Source organism: Paractinoplanes durhamensis (genome assembly GCF_016862175.1).
Taxonomy (GTDB): Bacteria; Actinomycetota; Actinomycetes; order Mycobacteriales; family Micromonosporaceae; genus Actinoplanes; species Actinoplanes durhamensis.
This window is the reverse complement of sequence record NZ_BOML01000043.1, coordinates 310,486-329,381: the sequence shown is the minus strand read 5'-3', so window position 1 is coordinate 329,381 and position 18,896 is coordinate 310,486. Positions and strand designations below refer to the sequence as shown.

20 protein-coding genes are annotated in these 18,896 nt (G+C 71.2%); 10 read left to right on the top strand and 10 right to left on the bottom strand.

Translation table 11 applies throughout. The features are described 5' to 3' along the window. Positions 1 to 55: 55 nt before the first annotated feature. On the top strand, positions 56 to 241 hold the full coding sequence (locus Adu01nite_RS28360; protein WP_203731024.1) for a hypothetical protein: 186 nt from the start codon (positions 56 to 58) through the stop codon (positions 239 to 241). Positions 242 to 264: 23 nt separating this feature from the next. Here the strand turns inward: Adu01nite_RS28360 and Adu01nite_RS28355 are convergent, their stop codons facing one another. Continuing rightward, positions 265 to 756 carry a hypothetical protein gene (locus Adu01nite_RS28355; protein ID WP_203731022.1) on the bottom strand — a complete coding sequence of 164 codons (492 nt, stop codon included), beginning with the start codon at positions 754 to 756 and terminating at the stop codon, positions 265 to 267. A 193-nt stretch (positions 757 to 949) separates the two neighbouring features. After that, positions 950 to 1,729, bottom strand: a complete 780-nt coding sequence (locus Adu01nite_RS28350) for a phosphodiester glycosidase family protein (RefSeq protein ID WP_203731020.1) — start codon at positions 1,727 to 1,729, stop codon at positions 950 to 952. Positions 1,730 to 1,845: 116 nt separating this feature from the next. Here Adu01nite_RS28350 and Adu01nite_RS28345 point away from each other — a divergent pair, with 116 nt between their 5' ends. Beyond that, on the top strand, positions 1,846 to 4,374 hold the full coding sequence (locus Adu01nite_RS28345) for an HAD-IC family P-type ATPase (RefSeq protein ID WP_203731018.1): 2,529 nt from the start codon (positions 1,846 to 1,848) through the stop codon (positions 4,372 to 4,374). Here Adu01nite_RS28345 and Adu01nite_RS28340 read toward each other — a convergent pair. Then, positions 4,371 to 5,543 (bottom strand): right-handed parallel beta-helix repeat-containing protein, encoded by a 1,173-nt coding sequence (locus tag Adu01nite_RS28340; protein WP_239132755.1) that lies wholly within the window; start codon positions 5,541 to 5,543, stop codon positions 4,371 to 4,373. The two genes, Adu01nite_RS28345 and Adu01nite_RS28340, sit on opposite strands and share 4 nt — an antisense overlap. A gap of 118 nt (positions 5,544 to 5,661) precedes the next feature. After that, a complete protein-coding gene (locus Adu01nite_RS28335) occupies positions 5,662 to 6,615 on the bottom strand; it encodes an NAD(P)/FAD-dependent oxidoreductase (RefSeq protein ID WP_203731016.1) in 954 nt (317 codons plus the stop codon). A 426-nt stretch (positions 6,616 to 7,041) separates the two neighbouring features. Between Adu01nite_RS28335 and Adu01nite_RS28330 the strand changes: the two genes are divergently transcribed. From Adu01nite_RS28330 to Adu01nite_RS28310, 5 genes are all read left to right on the top strand, one after another. Beyond that, positions 7,042 to 9,273: a sensor histidine kinase gene (locus Adu01nite_RS28330; protein ID WP_203731014.1), complete on the top strand. Its 2,232-nt coding sequence runs from the start codon at positions 7,042 to 7,044 to the stop codon at positions 9,271 to 9,273. Then, positions 9,270 to 9,695, top strand: a complete 426-nt coding sequence (locus tag Adu01nite_RS28325; protein ID WP_203731012.1) for a roadblock/LC7 domain-containing protein — start codon at positions 9,270 to 9,272, stop codon at positions 9,693 to 9,695. The genes Adu01nite_RS28330 and Adu01nite_RS28325 overlap by 4 nt, the downstream gene beginning before the upstream one ends. After that, complete coding sequence (locus Adu01nite_RS28320; protein ID WP_203731010.1) at positions 9,692 to 10,057, top strand: DUF742 domain-containing protein; 366 nt, start codon at positions 9,692 to 9,694, stop codon at positions 10,055 to 10,057. The genes Adu01nite_RS28325 and Adu01nite_RS28320 overlap by 4 nt, the downstream gene beginning before the upstream one ends. Next, complete coding sequence (locus Adu01nite_RS28315; protein WP_203731008.1) at positions 10,041 to 10,613, top strand: GTP-binding protein; 573 nt, start codon at positions 10,041 to 10,043, stop codon at positions 10,611 to 10,613. Before Adu01nite_RS28320 ends, Adu01nite_RS28315 begins: the two co-directional genes overlap by 17 nt. A gap of 70 nt (positions 10,614 to 10,683) precedes the next feature. After that, entirely contained in the window at positions 10,684 to 11,490 is an 807-nt protein-coding gene (locus tag Adu01nite_RS28310) for a hypothetical protein (protein WP_203731006.1), read from the top strand. Here Adu01nite_RS28310 and Adu01nite_RS28305 read toward each other — a convergent pair. From Adu01nite_RS28305 to Adu01nite_RS28290, 4 genes are all read right to left on the bottom strand, one after another. After that, the gene (locus Adu01nite_RS28305) at positions 11,487 to 11,819 is read right to left on the bottom strand and encodes a hypothetical protein (RefSeq protein ID WP_203731004.1); all 333 of its coding nucleotides are present in this window, start codon (positions 11,817 to 11,819) and stop codon (positions 11,487 to 11,489) included. The two genes, Adu01nite_RS28310 and Adu01nite_RS28305, sit on opposite strands and share 4 nt — an antisense overlap. Before the next feature lies 1 nt (position 11,820). Further along, positions 11,821 to 13,560, bottom strand: a complete 1,740-nt coding sequence (locus tag Adu01nite_RS28300; protein WP_203731002.1) for an AbeC-like domain-containing protein — start codon at positions 13,558 to 13,560, stop codon at positions 11,821 to 11,823. Positions 13,561 to 13,614: 54 nt separating this feature from the next. Then, positions 13,615 to 14,052, bottom strand: a complete 438-nt coding sequence (locus tag Adu01nite_RS28295) for a nitroreductase family deazaflavin-dependent oxidoreductase (protein WP_203731000.1) — start codon at positions 14,050 to 14,052, stop codon at positions 13,615 to 13,617. Positions 14,053 to 14,142: 90 nt separating this feature from the next. Continuing rightward, positions 14,143 to 14,598: a YdeI/OmpD-associated family protein gene (locus tag Adu01nite_RS28290; RefSeq protein WP_203730998.1), complete on the bottom strand. Its 456-nt coding sequence runs from the start codon at positions 14,596 to 14,598 to the stop codon at positions 14,143 to 14,145. Positions 14,599 to 14,755: 157 nt separating this feature from the next. On the opposite strand from Adu01nite_RS28290, the gene Adu01nite_RS28285 reads away from it, so the two are divergent. The 3 genes from Adu01nite_RS28285 to Adu01nite_RS48735 all read left to right on the top strand — a co-directional run bounded on the left by Adu01nite_RS28285 (position 14,756) and on the right by Adu01nite_RS48735 (position 17,302). Further along, positions 14,756 to 15,304 carry a DUF4190 domain-containing protein gene (locus tag Adu01nite_RS28285; RefSeq protein WP_203730996.1) on the top strand — a complete coding sequence of 183 codons (549 nt, stop codon included), beginning with the start codon at positions 14,756 to 14,758 and terminating at the stop codon, positions 15,302 to 15,304. A 92-nt stretch (positions 15,305 to 15,396) separates the two neighbouring features. Next, positions 15,397 to 16,047, top strand: coding sequence for a hypothetical protein (locus tag Adu01nite_RS28280; protein ID WP_203730994.1), 651 nt, complete (start codon positions 15,397 to 15,399; stop codon positions 16,045 to 16,047). A 97-nt stretch (positions 16,048 to 16,144) separates the two neighbouring features. Then, positions 16,145 to 17,302 carry a proprotein convertase P-domain-containing protein gene (locus Adu01nite_RS48735; protein ID WP_307836654.1) on the top strand — a complete coding sequence of 386 codons (1,158 nt, stop codon included), beginning with the start codon at positions 16,145 to 16,147 and terminating at the stop codon, positions 17,300 to 17,302. Between the two features lie 52 nt (positions 17,303 to 17,354). Here the strand turns inward: Adu01nite_RS48735 and Adu01nite_RS28270 are convergent, their stop codons facing one another. After that, positions 17,355 to 18,302 carry an NmrA/HSCARG family protein gene (locus Adu01nite_RS28270; RefSeq protein WP_203730992.1) on the bottom strand — a complete coding sequence of 316 codons (948 nt, stop codon included), beginning with the start codon at positions 18,300 to 18,302 and terminating at the stop codon, positions 17,355 to 17,357. 99 nt (positions 18,303 to 18,401) lie between these two features. After that, complete coding sequence (locus tag Adu01nite_RS28265; protein WP_203730991.1) at positions 18,402 to 18,803, bottom strand: diguanylate cyclase domain-containing protein; 402 nt, start codon at positions 18,801 to 18,803, stop codon at positions 18,402 to 18,404. Positions 18,804 to 18,896: the final 93 nt, after the last annotated feature.

The following is an 18,896-nucleotide window of genomic DNA, read 5'->3' as shown; positions in this document are numbered from 1 at the left end:
GTGGGGCGCCGCGCTTCGGCCGCGGAGCCAGGGCGTCTCGGCGACAATGACCACCATGGCGACCTGCAACCTGTGCCCACCCGGCAGCCGCGACGTGCCCGACGACGAGATGGCCGCGCACCTGCGGACGACCCACCCGGACGTCGACGCCGACGGCACCCAGAAGTCGGACGACAGCCGGATCATCCACGACGCCGCGGCCGGCCCGATCGCCCTCGGCACGGCGGAGCTGAGCGACTGACCGGCTCCACCGCGACAACGCGGCTAGCGGATATGGGCCCGGCCCGGGTTCAGCTCCACCAGCTCGTCGGCGACGTCCGGGTGCGCGTCCGGCAGCAGCAGCCAGCTGCCGGCCACCCGCGGTGCCCGGCTGGTCACCGCCACCAGCGGCGCGATGAGGCAGTATCCGAAAACGAAGACGACCGCCGCCGAGTTCAGGAACGCCCACCAGCCCTCGCGGCCGGCGAACAGGCTCCACCACGCCGCGCCGAGGATCAGCATGGCCGGCGGAAGGCCCATCCGCGGAACCACCCGGCGCAGGTGCCGCACGCGGTCGGCACGGGCCCTGCCCTCATCACCGAGCGGCACGGTGAGCACCGCACGCGACAGCCGCGAGTACGACACCGGAATCACCACCGGCCGCACCTCGCCGGCCCCGACCAGAGCCCGCTCCGGCCATCGCAGGCCCGCCACGTCCGCGACCCGGACGGCCACCGTCACCAGCTCACCCGCTGCTCTTCCGACAGGCACGGACACCCTGGATTCCCTTTCGCCGGCGGACGATCCAGTGACCATAGTGGACGACGACCGCCCGGCGCCGACCCGCGCGAACGGGCTGATCCAACCGTCTTCCCGGCCATCCCCTGCCCGAACTCTCGGCCGATCGGCTGCCGCGTCCGGCCGGCCCCCGAGCCCGCGCCCGGCGACACGCCGGGCACGGACGACCGGGTCAGTTGGTCCAGATCAGGGCGTCGCCGACCGGGCGCTGGGAGCCGCCGCTCGGCTGGTTGACCAGGGTGCCGCGGACCGACATCGTCGTCGAGCCGCCGCCGTCCAGGTTTATCGCGTCGCGCAGGCCCAGGACGTGGGCGACCGCGGCGGTCTCGTCCATCGTCGTTCCCACGCTCGTGGTCCGGCGGCCGTCGATGGTGGCGAGGACGATCTCGCCGGTGCGGGTGGTGCCGGCGATGGTGCGCGGGTTGCGGTCGAAGAAGCTGCCGGAGCCGGGCGGGACCACGACGGCGCCGTTCTCGGTGAGGCGGTAGCGGCCGTTCACGGCGTACACGCCGGGGCGGACCGCCACCCGGTCACCGTCGGCGTCGCGCAGCTCGGAGGTGATCCGCACGCAACCGGTGGCCACGCCGACGAGCACGGCCTCCTGCGAGCCCGTTGCCTGCAGCGCGAGCTGGCCGGCGGTGAGAACGGTGCCGCGCACGGCCGCGGTGCGGACGACGCAGCCGCGGCGGTCGAGGACCACCCGCAGCTGTCCCCGCGCCCGGCGGGGATCGATCGTCAGGACCTGGATCCGCCATGGGCCCTCGGTGGTGGTGTTGATCTCGCCGGGCGGCGCCGGATCGGTGCCGCGGACGATCGACGTGCGGGTGACGCCGGGGGCGACCGTGGTCACCGTCCGGGTCTCGGGCAGGCCGGCGTCGCCGAGCGGCAGGGCCGGCGTCGCCGGGGCCGGCGTCGCGGTCAGCAGGAGGACCGCGACCAGCTGATCAATCATGGTCGATAGCCGACGCGACCGAACTGGCCGGGCCGCCAACGGCCGATGACAACGGCGAAACCGCCAGAAAGCGGCTCAACCGGGAGGTAGCGTGATCCCGGGCGAGGGGAGCCGGGATGGACCAGCAGCTGTTGGATACCGCCGGGGAGGGCCTCACCAGCGCCCAGGCCGAATACCGGCGCCGGCACGGCGATGCGAACACCGCGGTCAAGGGCGGGTCCCGCAGCTACGCCGACATCCTGCGGACCAACGTCTTCTCGTTCTTCAACATCATTCTGTTCGTGATCGGCGCGATGCTGCTGTCCATGGGGCGGTACAGCGACGCCCTGATCAGCGTCGGCCTCGGTCTGATCAACGCGATGATCAGTGCGGTGCAGGAGATCCGGGCCAAGCGCAAGCTGGACCGGCTGCAGCTGCTCGACCGCACCCAGGTGGTCGTGGTGCGCGACGGGCAGGAGTTCAGCGTCGACCCGGACCAGGTGGTGCGCGGGGACGTGCTGCGGGTGCGGGCCGGCGACCAGATCGTGGTGGACGGGCCGGTGCTCGACGGCGACCGGTTCGAGGCCGACGAGTCGCTGCTGACCGGTGAGTCCGACCCGGTGGTCAAGCGTCCGGGCGACGACCTGCGGTCGGGCAGCCTCTGCGTCGCCGGCGACGGGCATCAGCTGGCCCGCGACGTCGGGGCGCACAGCTACGCGGGGCGGCTCACCGCCGAGGCGCGCCGGGCCAGCACCGACAAGACGCCGCTGCAGAAGCGGGTCGACTTCCTGGTGCGCCTGGTCATGTTGCTGGTCGCGCTGATGAGCGGGGCGATCCTCGGCCAGGCCGCGATCGAGGGATTCACGCTGCTGCGGGTCGTGCAGACCACCGCCGTACTCTCCGGTCTCGTTCCCTATGGTTTGTTCTTCCTGATCGCCGTCGCCTACACCGCGGGGGCCGCCACCATCGCCCGGTCGGGGGCGCTGGTGCAGCAGGTCAACGCGGTCGAGTCGGTCAGCAACGTCGACGTGGTCTGCACCGACAAGACCGGCACGCTCACCACCGGCAAGCTCACCGTCGACGAGATCGCGCCGATCGGCGGGCACGACCGGGCCGAGGTGGAACGGCTGCTCGGCTCGCTGGCGCGGAGCGCCACCTCGCCCAACCTGACGTCGCAGGCGCTCGCGGCGGCCCTGCCGGGCGCCGCCTGGCGGCTCCGCGACGAGATCCTCTTCGCGTCTTCCCTGCGCTGGTCGGGGGTTGTTGCTGAGGAGGGTACGTACGTCCTGGGCGCACCGGACGCGCTGGCCGCCCGGCTGAACCCACCCGCGCCGGAGGACACCGTCGCGCGGTGCACCGAGCGCGGTCTGCGCGTACTCGTGCTGGCGAAGGCGGTGGATCCGGCGGCCGGACTGCGCGACGCCGAGGGGCGCCCCGCCCTGCCGGCGCTGGAACCGATCGGGATGGTGGCGCTCGCCGACGAGTTGCGGCCCGAGGTGGTCGACACGGTCCGGCGGTTCCAGCGGGACGGGGTGCAGCTGAAGGTCCTCTCCGGCGACGACCCGCGGACGGTGGCGGCGATCGCCGCGCGGGCCGGCCTGGAGGCCGGGGAGCCGATCGCGGGGGCGCTCATCGACGGGCTCGACGACGCGGCGCTGGATCGGGTGGTGGCCGGGACCGCGGTCTTCGGCCGGGTCGCCCCGGAGCACAAGGAACGGATCGTCCGGTCGCTGCGCCGCCAGCACCACTACGTCGCGATGATCGGCGACGGGGTGAACGACGCCCGCGCGCTCAAGGGCGCGCAGGTCGGGGTGGCGATGCGCAGCGGCAGCGCGGTCACCCGGGACGTCGCCGACATCGTGCTGGTGGACGACTCGTTCGCGGCGCTGCCGCCGGCCCAGCAGGAGGGCCGCCGGATCATCAGCGGCATCGGGATTTCGCTCTACGTCTTCCTCACCCGGGTCGCCACCCAGGGCCTGGTCATCCTCACCGTCACCATGCTCGGGCTGGGCTTCCCCTATTCCCCCACCCAGGTCGGGCTGACCCTGCTCACGGTGGGTGTGCCCACCTTCTTCCTGACCATGTGGGCCAAGCCGATCCCGCCGGACCGGCACATGCTCAGCGGGCTGGCCCGGTTCGTGATCCCGGCGTCGGTGATCACGGCGACCTTCGGGGCCGCGCTCTACGCCGCCATCTACGAGGCGATCACGATCGGGTTCAGCTCCGGGCGCACGCCGGCCGAGGTGATCAACGAATTCGAGCGGTACACCGGCCTGAACTACGGCAGCGACACCGATTTCACCGCGGCCGCCGCCACCATCGCGGCCCAGACCGGCCTGTCCACGTTCTTCTGCCTGGCGTCCTTCATCCTGATCCTCTTCCTCGCCCCGCCGAACAAGTTCTTCGCGGCGTGGACCGCGCCGACGCCGGACCGGCGGCCGACCTACCTGGTCTGCGGCCTGATCGCGGCGTTCGGCGCGATCCTGTTCGTACCGGCGCTCTACACGTACTTCGGCCTGACCGCTCCGGCCCGGACGATGTTCGCGCTGGTACTGGTGATGCTGACGTTCTGGTTCGCGGTGCTCAGCCTCGCCTTCCGGCTACGCCTGCTGGACAAGGTCCTCGGCCTCGACCACCTCCGCGTGCCGGACTGGACCAGGCCTTAAATCTTCGCGCCGACCGCGGACCCGTTCGCCGGGACCAGGAAGTTGGAGGTGCGGATCGAGCCGTCGGTGTTGCGGGCGCCGGTGATCGTGGCCGGGTCGGTGCTGAGCAGGGTCCAGGTGCCGCCGATGTTCCACGAGTTGCCGGACGCCGTCGACGAGCCGAGCGCGACCGCGGTGGCGTTGCCGACGGCCAGGTTCGCGGTCAGTTTCGAGGTGGAGCCGCCGTCGACGTCGAAGCCGGTCTTGGTGTTCTGGTAGGCGGTGCTGCGGCTGATCGTGATGGTGCCGGTGTTGCCGTTGTCGGTGAAGCCGTGCGCCGCGTTGCCGAACGACATGCTGTTGCCGACCGCGTGGTTGGCGGCCGGGCCGGTGCCGCTGCTGCCGCCGAGCTTGAAGCCGTTGCCGTCGCCGGAGAAGTTGGGGATGCTCCACCGGTTGTAGCCGTTGCCGTAGGTGATGCTGCCCTGGATCGTGATCGGCGAGGTGAACGACCAGGCGTCGAAGCCGTCGTCGATGTTGTTCCAGAGCCGGGCGCCGCGCACCACGTTGCCGGTGCCGCTGCCCTCCTTGATGCCGAGACCGTCGGCGCTCTCCCCGTTCTTGCGCGGGTCGCGGTTGTTGTAGCTGTCCAGGTTGACGATGAGGTTGTTGGCCGAGGTGCCCTGCAACTGGAAGCCGGTCTCGTAGTTGTCGTGCGTACTCAAGCGCTCGAAGGTGTTGTTGTTGCAGTTGTTGCAATAGATCGCGTAGGGCCCGTGCACGATCTCCAGGCCGCTGATCTTCCAGTAGGACGCCTCCATGTGGATGGCGCCGCGCTGCGCGGCCGGGATGGTCGAGCCGACCGCGCCGGGCGTGTAGGGCAGCGCCTCGGCCTCGATGATCGGGCGCTCGGCCAGGTAGGCGGTGAGCGTGATGGGCGCGCTCGCGGTGCCGCTCTTGGCGATCGTCACGGTCGAGTCGAGCTTGTAGGTGCCGCCGCGCAGCGCGATCGTGCCGCCCGCGGTGACCGTGGCGACCGCCTTCTGAATGGTGGCGAACGGCGCGTCGAGGGTGCCGGCGTTGCTGTCGCTGCCGGTCGGCGCGACGTAGTAGGTGGTGGTGGCGGCGGCAGCGGCGGCCGGGGCGGGCATGCCGAGCACGGCAGCGGCCAGGGCGAGCGCGATCTTCACGGAAAACCTCCTGTGCGGGGGGACGACGGCACCGCCGTGCCCTTGGCCGAGGGCACGGCGGTCCGACCTACAGGAATGCGCTTTCCTCAGGGAAAACTACGTCGCTCATCGGCGTACGTCAATGCATGCGTGCCTCGACCGCGAGTCTCGTCTCCTCGGCCACCAGGTCGAAGTTGATCTGCGCGCCGGCGAACGCGCCGGCCGCGGCGGCCGTGCCGACCTGGGCCGACAGGTCGGTCACGTTGCCGGCCGCCCAGACGCCCGGCACCTCGGTGCGGCCGGTCGGATCGGCCGGGATGTGCTCGCCCATGCCGGACGGGTGCGGCACCGGCTTGAGGCCGAGGCCGGCCAGGAAACCGGCCCGGGCCACCATCCGGGTGGCGACCGCGACCACCCGCCGCGGGATCACCGAGCCGGACTCGAGGCGGATCGCGGTGATCGCGTCGCCGGCCACCTCGACCTCGGCGATCTTCCCGGTCACCACCGTGATGCCGCGCGCGGCCAGCTGCTCGGCCTGCTCCTCGGGGAGGTCCGGCTGCTCGTGCCGGAAGAACATCAGGTCGGCGGTCAGCTGCCGGAAGAGCAGGGCGTGGTGCACCGACATCGGGCCGGTCGCGATCACGCCGATCGGCTCGTCGCGGACCTCCCAGCCGTGGCAGTACGGGCAGTGCACCACGTCGCGGCCCCAGCGCTCGCGCAGGCCGGGCACCTCGGGCAGCTCGTCGACCAGGCCGGTGGTCACCAGCAGGCGCCGGGCCCGCACGCGCCGGCCGTCGCCGAGGACGACCACGAAACCGTCGCCGTCGCGGGTGAGATCGGCCACCTCGGCGGTCACGATCTCGCCGCCGTAGCCGCGCACCTCCTGCCGGCCGCGCTCGACCAGCTCGAGCGGCGGCATCCCCTCCCGGCCGAGCAGGCCGTGCACGCCGTCGGCGGGGGCGTTGCGCGGTTGGCCCGCGTCCACCACCAGCACCGAGCGCCGCGAGCGGGCCAGCATCAGGGCGCCGTTCAGGCCGGCCGCCCCGCCGCCGACGACTACCACCTCGTACGCATCTTTGACCTGTTCAGACATGCGATCACCTCCGCCGTCGACGGTGCCCCGGTAGGCCGCGAAGTGGCAAGCAACGTTGCCAACCCGGCAAAAGATCGGTTTATTTGATCAACCGCCTCTTGCCAGCCTTTCCGAAAATGCGAGGCATCGTCGGAAATAGGGCATCCCCGCGCGTTCCGGTGTCGGGAATCGGTCGGCGAGAGATCATCTGCGCCCTGGTCGGCGGCGATTGAACGAAGGTAAATTTCTGCCACCGAACTATTGACCATGACAGTCCGATCGACAGATCCTGTTGCGGCGGGACACCGAGAGTGATCCTTTCCCGGCCCGATCCCTGCCCGATCCACATGCCCGGCCAAGCCCTCCGCCCAGGGGCCGACAGAAAGCCTGTGTGCACGCTCCCACATCGTTCACGCAGCGCCGCCCCCCGATAGAGGAGCTGATCGCGTGCCCGTCCATGACGAGGCCGCCGCGTCGCCGTTACGCCGCCGTCCGGGTGGCACCATCCGCAGTCGCATCGCACGGACCCTGGCGCTGCCGGTCGCGGCCGTGCTGGTGCTGCTCGGGGTGATCGCGGTCGGCGAGGTCGACAACTACCGCACCGCCGCGCAGACCGACCGCGCCGTCACCCTCGACCTCGCCGTGCTCGAGCTGGTGCAGGGCCTGCAGTCGGAGCGCGGCCTCGCGGACGGGCTGCTCGACGGCAACACCGACTTCCGCGCCCAGCTCGCCCCGGCCCGGCAGGCCGTCGACCGGCAGCGCGCCGCGGTCGAGGCCCTGACCGGCGACGGCGGTGAGGTGGAGGACCGGGTCGCGGCCGTGCTCGGCCAGCTCGACGGCCTCGGCGGGGTGCGCGCCGCCACCGACACCGGGGCCGGCGCCCGGGTCGCCACCGCCGCCTTCTACACCGCCCTGATCGCCCGGCTGCTCAACGTGGACTTCGGGCTCAGCGCGGTCGACGACACCGAGCTGCGCCGCAACTACGCCACCCTCAGCATGCTCAGCGTGGCCAAGGAATCGGCGTCGCAGGAGCGGATGCTGCTCAACAGCGTCTTCTCGGCCGGCTCCTTCAAGGCCGGCGAGTTCGTCCAGTTCGTCTCGACCCGGTCCTCGCGCGACACCGCGCTGGTGGCCTTCAACCAGTACGGCAACCCGGCCGCCCTGGACACCAAGAACCGGGTGCTGACCACCGCCGACGGCCGCACCACCGGCGCCCTCGAGCTGGCCGCCCTGGGCGCCGCCGACGGCCGCACGCTCGACGTCGACCCGAAGGTCTGGTGGGCGGCGTCCGGCACCGTCCTCAACGACCTGCTCAACGTCGGCCGCGACATCGGCACGACCGCGCAGCAGAACGCCGAGGAGCTCAAGAGCCGGGCCGGTCTGCGGCTCGGCGTGCTGGGCGCGGCGGTGCTGCTGTGCCTGGTCGGCTCGGTCTACCTGGCGCTGGTGGCGTCCCGCGCGCTGGCCCGCCCGCTCACCGCGCTGGCCGGCGAGGCGCACCGGCTGGCCGCCGAGCAGCTGCCGCTGGCGGTGCACCGGGCCGCCGCCGGCAACGCCGACACGCCGCTGCCACCGGTGCCGGTGACCCGGGACGCCAGCGACGAGGTGCGGCTGGTCGCCGACGCCTTCGAGCGGATGCAGAACACCGCGTACGCCCTGGCCGCCGAGCAGGCCCGGCTGCGCCGCGCCACCGCCGAGTCGCTCGCCAACCTCGGCCGCCGCAACCAGAACCTGCTGCGCCGCCAGCTCGGCTTCATCACCAAGCTGGAGCGCGAGGAGGCCAACCCGACCGGCCTGGCCAACCTCTTCGAGCTCGACCACCTGGCCACCCGCATGCGCCGGAACGCGGAGAGCCTGCTGGTGCTGGTCGGCGCGGCCAGCCCGCGGCAGTGGGCCGACCCGCTGCCGATCACCGACGTGATCCGGGCCGCGATCAGCGAGGTCGAGGAGTACCGCCGGGTCACCCTGCGCCGGGTCGACGACATCCTGGTGGCCGGCTCGATGGTCACCGGCATCGCGCACATGCTCGCCGAGCTGATCGAGAACGGCCTGGCCTTCTCCCCGCCCGACGTGGACGTGGAGATCTTCGGCCGGGTGATCGGCGACGGCTACCTCATCGCGGTCAGCGACCAGGGCATCGGCATGACCCCGGCCGAGATGGACCTGGCCAACCAGCGGTTGCGCGGCGAGGGCGACTTCATCACCGCGCCGGCCCGCTTCCTCGGTCACTTCGTGGTGGGCCGGCTCGCCGCCGAGACCGGCATCGGGGTGCAGCTCACCCCGTCCCCGGTGACCGGGGTGACGGCCCGGCTGTCCCTGCCGGCCGCGGTGCTGGTCGAACCCAAGGCGGTAACTGCCGCCCCAGCAGCGCCGGCCCGGCGGATTGCCCCGGCCCCGCGCGAGGACCGGCCGTTGCGCTCCAACACCATCGAGTACGTCGTGGTGGCCGACTCCCCCGTGCGGCATGTCGAGGCCGAGGCGTCCCGCACCCCGAACGGCCTGCGCCGGCGCGCTCCGCGGGCCCGGCGCAACCCGGCCCCCGCCGTCGCCGAGCCGGTGGCCGAGCCCTCGCCCCCGGTCGACGACACGCCGGCGGCGACCCGGGCGCGGCTCACCGCGTTCCGGGAGGGTGCGCTGCGGGCGGCCATGACCGGCCCGACTACAGGAGAAAACGCATGAGCGTCGACGCGTCGGCCGACCGGCACCAGTTCAACTGGCTGCTCGGCAACTTCGTCCACCAGACCGACGGTGTCCGCGACGCGGTGGCGGTCTCCTCCGACGGCCTGCTGATCGCCGGCTCCGACGGGCTGAACCGGGCCGAGGCCGACCAGCTGGCCGCGATCGTGTCCAGCCTCGCCAGCCTGGCCCGCAGCGCATCCCGCCGGTACGACTTCGACGGCCTCAAGCTCATCATGATCGAGATGCGCCGGGGCTTCCTGCTGGTTTCGCAGATCTCCGGTGGGAGCGTTCTCGGCGTGGTGGCCGGCAGTGAGTGCGATCTGGGCCTGGTCGGCTACGAGATCTCCACCCTGGCCGAGCGGTTCGGCACGCTGCTCACCCCGGCCCTGATCGCCGAGTCCCGGCAGCACCTGCCGCGATGAGCGACGAGCCGCGGGCGGGGCGGCCGCCGGTCTTCGACGAGGATCCGGTGGTGCGGCCGTTCATGCTCACCGGCGGGCGCACCCAGCCGGTGCACGACGGGCTGCGGATCGAGACCCAGCTGCGGGCCGCGCCGGCCGCGCTGTCCGCGCCGCTGCGCTTCGAGTCCCGCCGGATCGTCGAGCTGTGCCAGCGGTCGCAGTCGCTGGCCGACCTCTCCGCGGCCCTGTCCGCACCGCTCGGCGTGGTCCGGGTGATCGTCGGTGACCTGATCACCGACGGCTACCTGCGGATCGAGGAACAGCCGGACGAGTTCTCCGTCGGCCTTATCGAAAGGATCCGGGATCGTGTCCGTGCGCTCTGACACGGTGGCGCCACCGATCGCCGTCAAAATCGTGATCAGTGGCGGTTTCGGGGTGGGCAAGACGACCTTCGTCGGGGCCATCTCCGAGATCGAGCCGCTGGTCACCGAGGCCGAGCTGACCGAACACTCGATCGGCGTGGACGACACCTCGGCCGTGTCCGGCAAGACCACCACCACGGTCGCGCTCGACTTCGGCCGGATCACCCTCGACGACGCGCTGCTGCTCTATCTGTTCGGCACGCCCGGGCAGGACCGGTTCGCGTTCCTCTGGGACGACCTGGTCGACGGCGCCCTCGGCGCGATCGTGCTGGTGGACACCCGCCGGGTGGAGGACTCGTTCCCCTCGATCGACTACTTCGAGGAGAACGGCATCCCGTTCATCATCGGGATCAACAAGTTCGACGGTGGCATGCACTTCGACCTGGCCGAGGTGCGCGACGCGCTGGGCGTCCACCAGCGGGTGCCGATCATGGAGTGCGACGCCCGGCACCGCGAATCGGTCAAGGATGTCCTGGTCGCCCTGACCGAGGAGGTACTGGTCCGGCGGCTGGGCTGATCACTTGGGCTGATCACCGTTCGCACTTATGGGGGAGCACACCGTTGCCCTCCATCGATAACCTTGCCGCATGCTTTGTCCATCGTGCGGACTCGACAACGATCCGTCGGCGGGCTGGTGCGCCCGCTGCAACGCGACGCTCTCGGCCGCACCCCCGCCCGGCTACCCGCCGCCGCAGCAACAGCCCACGTACGCTCAGCCGGGCCCTCCTCCCCCGCGACAGGGGACGGGCAACCGGGTGCTGCTCGTGCTGCTCGCGCTGGGGACGGTCGCGCTGCTCGGGATGACCGCGGTCGTGGTCATGCTCGTGCGCAACCGCAACGACCCCGGGCGCGATCCGGTGGCGAAGCCGCCGGCCAACGTCAGTACCGTGCTGCCGACGACGACCACCGCCGCACCCGATCCGACCACGGCCGGCCCCGCGGCCTCGCCACGTGACCAGGCCGCGAAGGTCGACGACCTGCTCGACCAGAGCGTGGCGAGCCGGGCCAAGCTGAACGCCGCGATCGACAAGGTCCGGCAGTGCAGCGGCGCGGCGGCCGCCCTCGGCGACATGAAGGCGGTCGGCGCGGAGCGCACCGCGCAGATCGCCGCCACCGAGGCGCTCGACGTGTCCGGCCTCGACAACGGCGCGGCGATCCAGTCCCGGCTCAAGGCGGCGCTGGGCTTCGCGCTCGCCGCCGACCAGGCCTTCGTCGCCTGGGCGACGCCGGCCGCGGCCGGCAGCTGCGGTGACACCGCCGCCCGCGGCGCCGCGTGGGACAAGGGCCAGGCGGCCTCCAAGCAGGCGCAGGCGGCCAAGAAGCAGTTCGTCGCGGTGTGGAACCCGGTGGCCGGCCCGCTCGGCTTCGCGGAGCGGACCACCGACAAGTTCTAGAAAGGCCAGTGCGCGGCGATCAGGGCGCCGATGGCGGCGATCGCCTCGGCCGCCTTGCTCGCGTTGCCGGCGTTGGTGCTCAGCCGCTCCAGGGCCCGGTCGATCTGTTCCCGGTTGGCCGGGGTCGGCTGGGCCAGGCCCTGCTCGACGACGGCGATGTCCGGCTCCTCGCCGATCGCCGCGCGCAGGGCGGCGATCTGGGCGTCCACCTGCTCGCGCGGGCTCAGCTGGAAGTAGTTGTTCTGCTGGGTGTTGGTGTTCTGCCCGCCGAAGTTCTGGATCCCGCCCTGGAAGTTCAGGTTGTCGAAGCTCATCCGCGGCTCGGTCATGTCAGGCTCCGCTCGTCGGGGTCGGCCGCGGCGGCGGCGCCGCGTTGTTGGTCTGCTGGACGGTGTTGGTGCCGCCGAAATTCTGCACACCACCGTGGAACACCAGGCCGCTGAACGTGTTGACGGACACCTGGCTCTCGAACTCGGACGTGTCCACGCCGTGCTCGCGCAGGTAGCCGATGGCCGCCTCGGTGACGGTCCGGTCGACCAGCTTGATGTACTTCGCACCGTCCAGCTTCTGCATGAACTTGCCGGTCTCCCGGCCGGCGAGGTCGCGCACGCTGAACCGGGCGCCGTAGTCGTAGAACAGCAGCTCGTCGGCGTCGGCCGCGGAGCGTGCCATCCGGCCGTTCAGCCGGAGCGCGTCCCAGCCGACCCGCAGCAGGTAGCGCGGGCCGTAGAGGTTGTCGTGCACGTACGCCCGGAGGGTGTCGCTCCAGGCCCGGCCGACGATCCGGTCGGGGCGCAGCGTGTCGGCGATCCGGAAGTCGGCCCGCAGCGGCGGCAGGACCAGGGCCGCGAACTCCGCGTACAGCAGGCCGCCCTCGACCGCGAGGTGCACGAACGCGGTGACCGAGACGCCGGAGTCCTGGGCCGGCAGGATCAGCTTCCCGTCCGGCGTCTTGATCTCCTTGCCGTTGGCCGGCACCACCACCCGCAGGTAGTGCCGCAGGCCGCCCTGCGGGCACGACTCGATCGCGGCGATCGTCTCCCCGGTGGCCATCGTGCGCGGCGTGTGCGTCTCCGGGTCGATCAGCGGGTCGTCGCTGCGCCGGTAACCGTCGGCGGCGACATACGGCACGGTGTAGACGTTCGGGATCCGCTCGCCCGCGCTCAGCTTGGTGTCGCGCAGTGCCAGGATCGCGTCGTTGACCCGCTTGTTCAGCTCTTGCGGGTCGATCGTGACCCGGGCGCCGTTCTGCTCGGCGGCGCGCGGCCGCAGCGTGACCGCGAACGACCAGCCGTGCTTGAGCTCACCCGAGCCGGCGAACGGGTCGAGGTCGTGCACGGCGATGTTGCCGCGCTGCATCCGCGCCACCGTCTCCAGCCGGCGCTTGACCCGGGGGTTGGTGGCGGGCGGCGCGAACGCCCGGCCTTTCGGCGCCAGCTCACTGAACAGAATGCTGTACGCGTGCCAGCGGGACAGGAACAGCGTGGCCACCATCCCGATGATCGGCAGCAGGGTGAACAGCGCCGCGAATCCCCAGACCGCCCCGACGAACGACTCGGCCAGGTCCGACGTGGACGCCTCCACGGCCAGCGTGCCGAGGCGCTCGCTCAGCCAGTCGGGGGTGAACTTGGCCAGCAGCAGCACCACGACCACGGTGAGGACGAGGGCGGTGGTGCCGAGGACGACGAGGGTGAGCACGCCGGTGCGCAGGACCCGGGCACGGGCGCCGCGCCGGGCCCGGAGCATCTCGATCAGCACACACAGGACCAGCCACCAGACGGTCAGCCAGCCGGAGAGGATGAACCCGGCCAGCAGGAGCGCGGTGACCACCGCGTACCGAATGATCAGCAGGCGCCGGGCCCGCAGGCAATGCCGCACCACGGGGTCGAGGTCGAAGCCGAACGACGGCGGCACGGCCTTGCGTTCCGACTCCACCACCTCGGCGATCACGTCGTTGGCGAAGGTGACGTCGACGTAGGGGCCGCTGCAGAGGCCGCGGGTGACGTCGCTGAACTGCTCGGCAGCGGTGTAGACCGGCATGGTGATCGTCGTCGTCCCGGGATCTGCCACGTGCCGACCTTATTGGCGCCGGTCGTTGTGACGACACCCTACTTAAGGGCCTTTTCAGCCCTCCACAATGCGGAAGACCGGAAAGCCGGGGGCGGCCGCCGCGATCTCCGACTCGGGTGAGTCGGCCTTCAGCCCGTCGAAGAACGCGCCCGTCTCCCACGCCCACTTGCGCAGGTAGAGGCGGATCAGCCGGGGCTTGTCGGCGTCGGCGATCTCGACCGAGGTGAAGTGCTTGGCCCGGCGGCCGAGCCGGAGCTCGCCCTCGCCGGCCGCGCGCAGGTTGCGCACCCACTGGGTGTTGCCGCGCGGCGCGAGCAGGTAACGCTCGCCCTCGTGGCTGAAGAGGTTGACCACGGTGGTGCGCACCTCGCCGCTGCGCCGGCCGCGCACGGCCAGGACGCGGCTGCCCATCAGGCTGACGCCGCGGGCGGTGAGCCACTGGGCGACCTTGTTGAACGCCATCTCGGAACGCTTCGGGGCCAGGTAGCGCATGGCTTCCTCCTCAATTAGAGAGCAGTGCTCTCGCTTGAGAACAGTAAACCGCCAGCACCCGGCCAGAGTCAAGAGCAGTGCTCTCGTTTCTCAGCGGCGCTCACCGGAACGCAGCATCTCGATGGTCTTCGTGACCCGCTGGGCCCGGGTCGCCTCGCGCTTGGCCTCGGTGATCCAGCGGACGAACTCCTTGCGATGCGAGTACGCCAGGGCCTCGAACGCGGCGGCGGCCGGTGCGTCGACGGCCAGGGCGGCGGCGAGATCGTCCGGGACCTCGACCACGCGCGGGGCCTCGTCGGCACTCAGGGTGATCGCGTAGGTCTCGCCGACGGTCACGCCGGCCTGGTCGCGGGCCGCGCGGGCGAGGCCGATCAGGTTCTCGCCGCCCATCCGGGCCAGGCGCAGCGCGAGGGTCACCCCGTTGACCGTGACCTGCACCGGGAACGCCTTGCGGCCGCCGCCGACGGCGGCCGCCTGCTCGTCCGAGAGCACGAACGCACCGGCCGGGCCGCGCGACTCGAGGGGCAGGGTCGTTTCGTCAGCCATGAGGTCACGGTAAATGATCGCGCGATGACCCAAATGATCTTGAAAAAGAACGCCACTGTTCGCCGAGATAACGATTGCAATACGGGGCAGCGATTCGGCGGACGAACAAGTACCGTCGCTGAACCTAACCTGAGAAGAACCTGATTGGACGCATAAAGTGTCGCTCGACTCGCAGCTGCCCCCGCCTCCCGGCTACCCGGCCCAGCCGCCCGCCCCGGAGCAGAAGGGCACCAGCGGCCTGGCCATCGCCGGCCTCATCCTCGCGATCTTCATCGCGCCGATCGGCTTCATCCTCAGCCTGATCGCGATCTTCAAGACCGGCGCCGGTAAGGCCAAGGGCCGTGGCCTGGCCATCGCCGGCCTCATCATCTCGGTGCTGATCATCGGCGGCAGCGTCGCGGTGATCGTGGCGGCGGCCAACTCCACCGTCCTCGACCCGGGCTGCACCTCCGGCAAGGACGCGATCTTCCTGAGCTCGACCACCGTCGACGCCACCACGGTGCAGGCGAGCATCGACGGCCTGACCGCGGCGGCCGGCAAGGCCAAGCACGACGACGTCAAGGCGGCCAACCTCGCCCTGGCCGAGGACTACAAGTCGCTGCTGAAGGCGCTGCAGGGCGGCGAAGCCCCGGCCGACCTCGAGGCGAAGATCAACACGGACGCCGCGGCGTTCGACAAGCTCTGCACGATCGGTGACGGCAAGTAAGTCCGGACCGATCGGGCGGGCGGCATCGGCTTCGGCCGGTGCCGCCCGTTTTCTCTTTACACGGCGGGTACGAATGTCGATACGCTGCGCCGGTGCTGAATGCCAGTTCGCGCGGATCGCGCTGGACGCTCGCCATCGCGGCGGCCGGTAGTGCCGTGCTCCTGACGGCCACGGTGCTGTTCCTGCGCCACGAGATGGGCGCGGATCCGGTAACGCCGGCGGTGTCACTGCCCGGACCGTGGGAGCCGCCGAGTGCCGTCCCGGCAACCATCGCGCCGGCGCCCTCAAAGAGGGTCAGCACAGCCCAGACAAGCGCAACGCCGACAACCAAGACGCCGCCGGCCCCGACCACCACGCGCCCGACCCAGGCGGCGACGCTCGGACCCAACCTCAGCATCGGCGCCCAGTCGGACGGCACCAGCAAGGCCGAGGGCACCAGCTTCGGCAACGTTCGCGACGGCGACCGCACCACCTTCTGGTCCCCGGAAGGCGAGACCGGCGAGATCTCGATCAAGCGGGACACCCCGTTCACCGTGGCCCGGGTGATCATCCGCGAGGCCGCCGGTGGCGGCACGATCCAGTCCTGGCGGCTGCGCGACCACGACACCGGCACGGTCCTGGCCACCGGGACCACCGCCCGGAACATCACCTTCGCCCCCGCCACGATCCGGAAGATCGACTTCGACATTCTCGCCGCGACCGGCACGCCACGGGTGGCAGAGTTCGAAACGTACGGGAGCTGACCGGGGCATAAGCGTCCGGCTATTACGTAGCTGGAATGACATATTTCAATGCGCGGCGGTCGAGAATCGGCGAAACCCCAGCCGTCAGGAGTCAGCGATGAGCCGCACCCTCCGCGCTTCCGCCCCCATCGACCCGCCCGCCCCGCCCGAGGCCCGCGCGACCCGCCGGATCCGGCGCCGCGCGGTCGCCCTCGCGCTCACCCTGCTCGCCGGCGGTCTGGTCGCCGTCGCGACGGCCGGCCCGGCGCAGGCCGCCACGGTGTCCCAGCCGCTGCGCACGATGGTCGCCAACCTGCCGGTCGCCACCGAGGTCCGCACCGGCTACGACCGGGACCTGTTCAACCTGTGGATCGACGCCGACGGCGACGGCTGCAACACCCGCTACGAGGTGCTGATCGACGAGGCCACCACCAAGCCGACGGTCGGCTCGGGGTGCAGCCTGACCGGCGGGAAGTGGCTCTCCTATTACGACGGCGCGACCTGGACGGACCCGTCCGACATCGACATCGACCACATGGTGCCGCTGGCCGAGGCGTGGGACTCGGGCGCCCGGAACTGGACGGCGGCCCAGCGGGAGTCGTACGCGAATGATCTCGGCGATGCCCGCCCCCTGGCCGCGGTGACCGACAACGTCAACCAGAGCAAGAGCGACGCCGACCCGGCCGAGTGGATGCCGTCGCTGTCCAGCGTCTACTGCCGCTACATCACCGAGTGGACGGCGGTCAAGACCCGCTGGGGCCTGAGCGTCGACACCGCCGAGAAATCATCCTTGGCCTCGTACGCGGCGGCCTGCACCAACAGCACGGTGACCGTCGAGGTGGTGCTCGGCAGCGGTTCGACCGCGACCGCGACAACCACGGCCACCGCAACGGCGACGGCCACCGCGACCGCGACCAGCGGCGGCAGCTGCACCGGCACCAACGGCACCGACGTCACCATCCCGGACGCGGGTTCCGCGGTGACCAGCTCGATCACCATCTCCGGCTGCGCCCACACCGCCGCGTCCAGCACCTCGACCATTTACGTGTACGTCGTACACCCGTTCCGGGGTGACGTCTCGGTCTGGCTGTACGCGCCGGACGGCACCTACTACATCCTCAAGTCGGCGAGCAGCTCGGACAGCACCGCGAACGTCAACACCACCTACACCGCCGACCTGTCGAGCGAGACGTCCAACGGCGCCTGGAAGCTCAGCGTCAAGGACGCCTACTCGGGCGACACCGGCTACCTGAACACCTGGACGCTGACGGTCTGAGAAACGGCGACAGCGCCGGCCGGCGCACGGCCGGCGCTGTCCGCACCCATCGTCAGGCGGTGGGGATGGTGTGGCCGTTGCGGTCCAGCCACTGGTCGAACGTCTGCAGCTCCGGGTTCAGCCGGCGCACCTCGCCGAGGTCACGGACGCCGGTGAAGTACTCGTCGAACTCGGTGTAGTACTGCAGCATGTTGCCCGCCTCGTCGGCACCCGGGAACCCGAGTGCCCGGTAGGCGTCGTGGGTGAGCGGCCGGTAGACGACCGGCTCACCGACGGCCCGGCTCAGCCCGGCCGCGATCTGCGCGCCGGTCAGGTGCTCCCCGGCGATGTGCACGGTCCGGCCGACATAGGCAGCGCCGGCCTGGAGGATGCCGTACGCCGTACGCCCGATGTCGTCGACCGCGATGCCGGCCAGCCGGCTCTCCCCCATCGGCAGCGCCAGGGTGAGCACGCCGTTCTCGTCCCGGGTCGCGCCCCAGCCGGTGGCCAGGTTCTCCCAGTAGAACGTGGTGCGCAGGAAGGTGGTGGGCACGCCCGCCGCGGTGAACAGCTCGTCCGCCTCGGCCTTGGCGTCGAAGTGCGGCACCTTGTACTTGTCCTGCAGGGTGGGCATCCGGTCGTCGTGGGCCGGGATGTGGTCGCGGGTGTCCTCGAGGGTCGACCAGACCACGTGCTTCAGGCCGGCCGCGCGGGCCGCGGCGGCCAGGTTGGTCGCCTCCTCGAGCTCCCGGTCGGCGGACATGTGCGCCCAGAAGTTGGTGACCAGGAACGCGCCGTACGCGCCGGCGAACGCCGCGGTCAGGCTCTCCGGGTCGTAGTTGTCGGCCTGGACCACCTCGGCGCCGAGCTTGACCAGCTCCTGCGCGCGGGGCGAGGTGGTATCCCGGGTGAGGGCGCGCACCGCGTAGCCGCCGTCCGGGTCGGCGAGGATCGCCTTGACCAGACCGCCACCCTGAGCACCGGTGGCGCCGACGACCGCGATGATCTTCTTCTCGCTCATGGCTTTCTCTCCCTGTTGCCTGGTTCGTGACCGTGCAGGGGCCACAACCGGGAGAGACGGCAATCTATTTCAAATTTGAAGTGACGTGCGAGACAGGCGCTACGCCGCGTCGGCCAGGTGCAGATCGAAGGACTCGCGCCAGATCGCCCAGCTGGTCTGCGGGGCGTAGCGGCGGGCCTCGTGCATGGCCACGGTCGCGCGGCGGGTCAGCTCCTCGGCCGGGAGCGTGTCGGACACGGCCACGCCGATGCTGGCCGTCATGCCGGTCAGGCGGCCGGACACCACGAGCGGGCCGGCTTCGGCAGCGATCGCGCCGGCCACGTCGTACGCCGAGGAAGCCGAAACCAGATCACGCAGGACGATGGTCACCTCGCCGCCGCCGAGGCGGACCGGCAGGTCCGGAAGGCCGGGTTCGCGAGCGCGCAGCAGCTCGGCGAAAGCGGATCGCACCAGGTCGTCATCGCCGTCACCGGTCACCTCGATCGCCAGAACCGCGTCCATACCAACCTTCCCGGGGTGCAGTGGAGCCCGTCCTTTCGGCAGGACAAGGGCCTGACATGAGAGGACCAACGGCCCTAGGCGCAGGCAACGCGC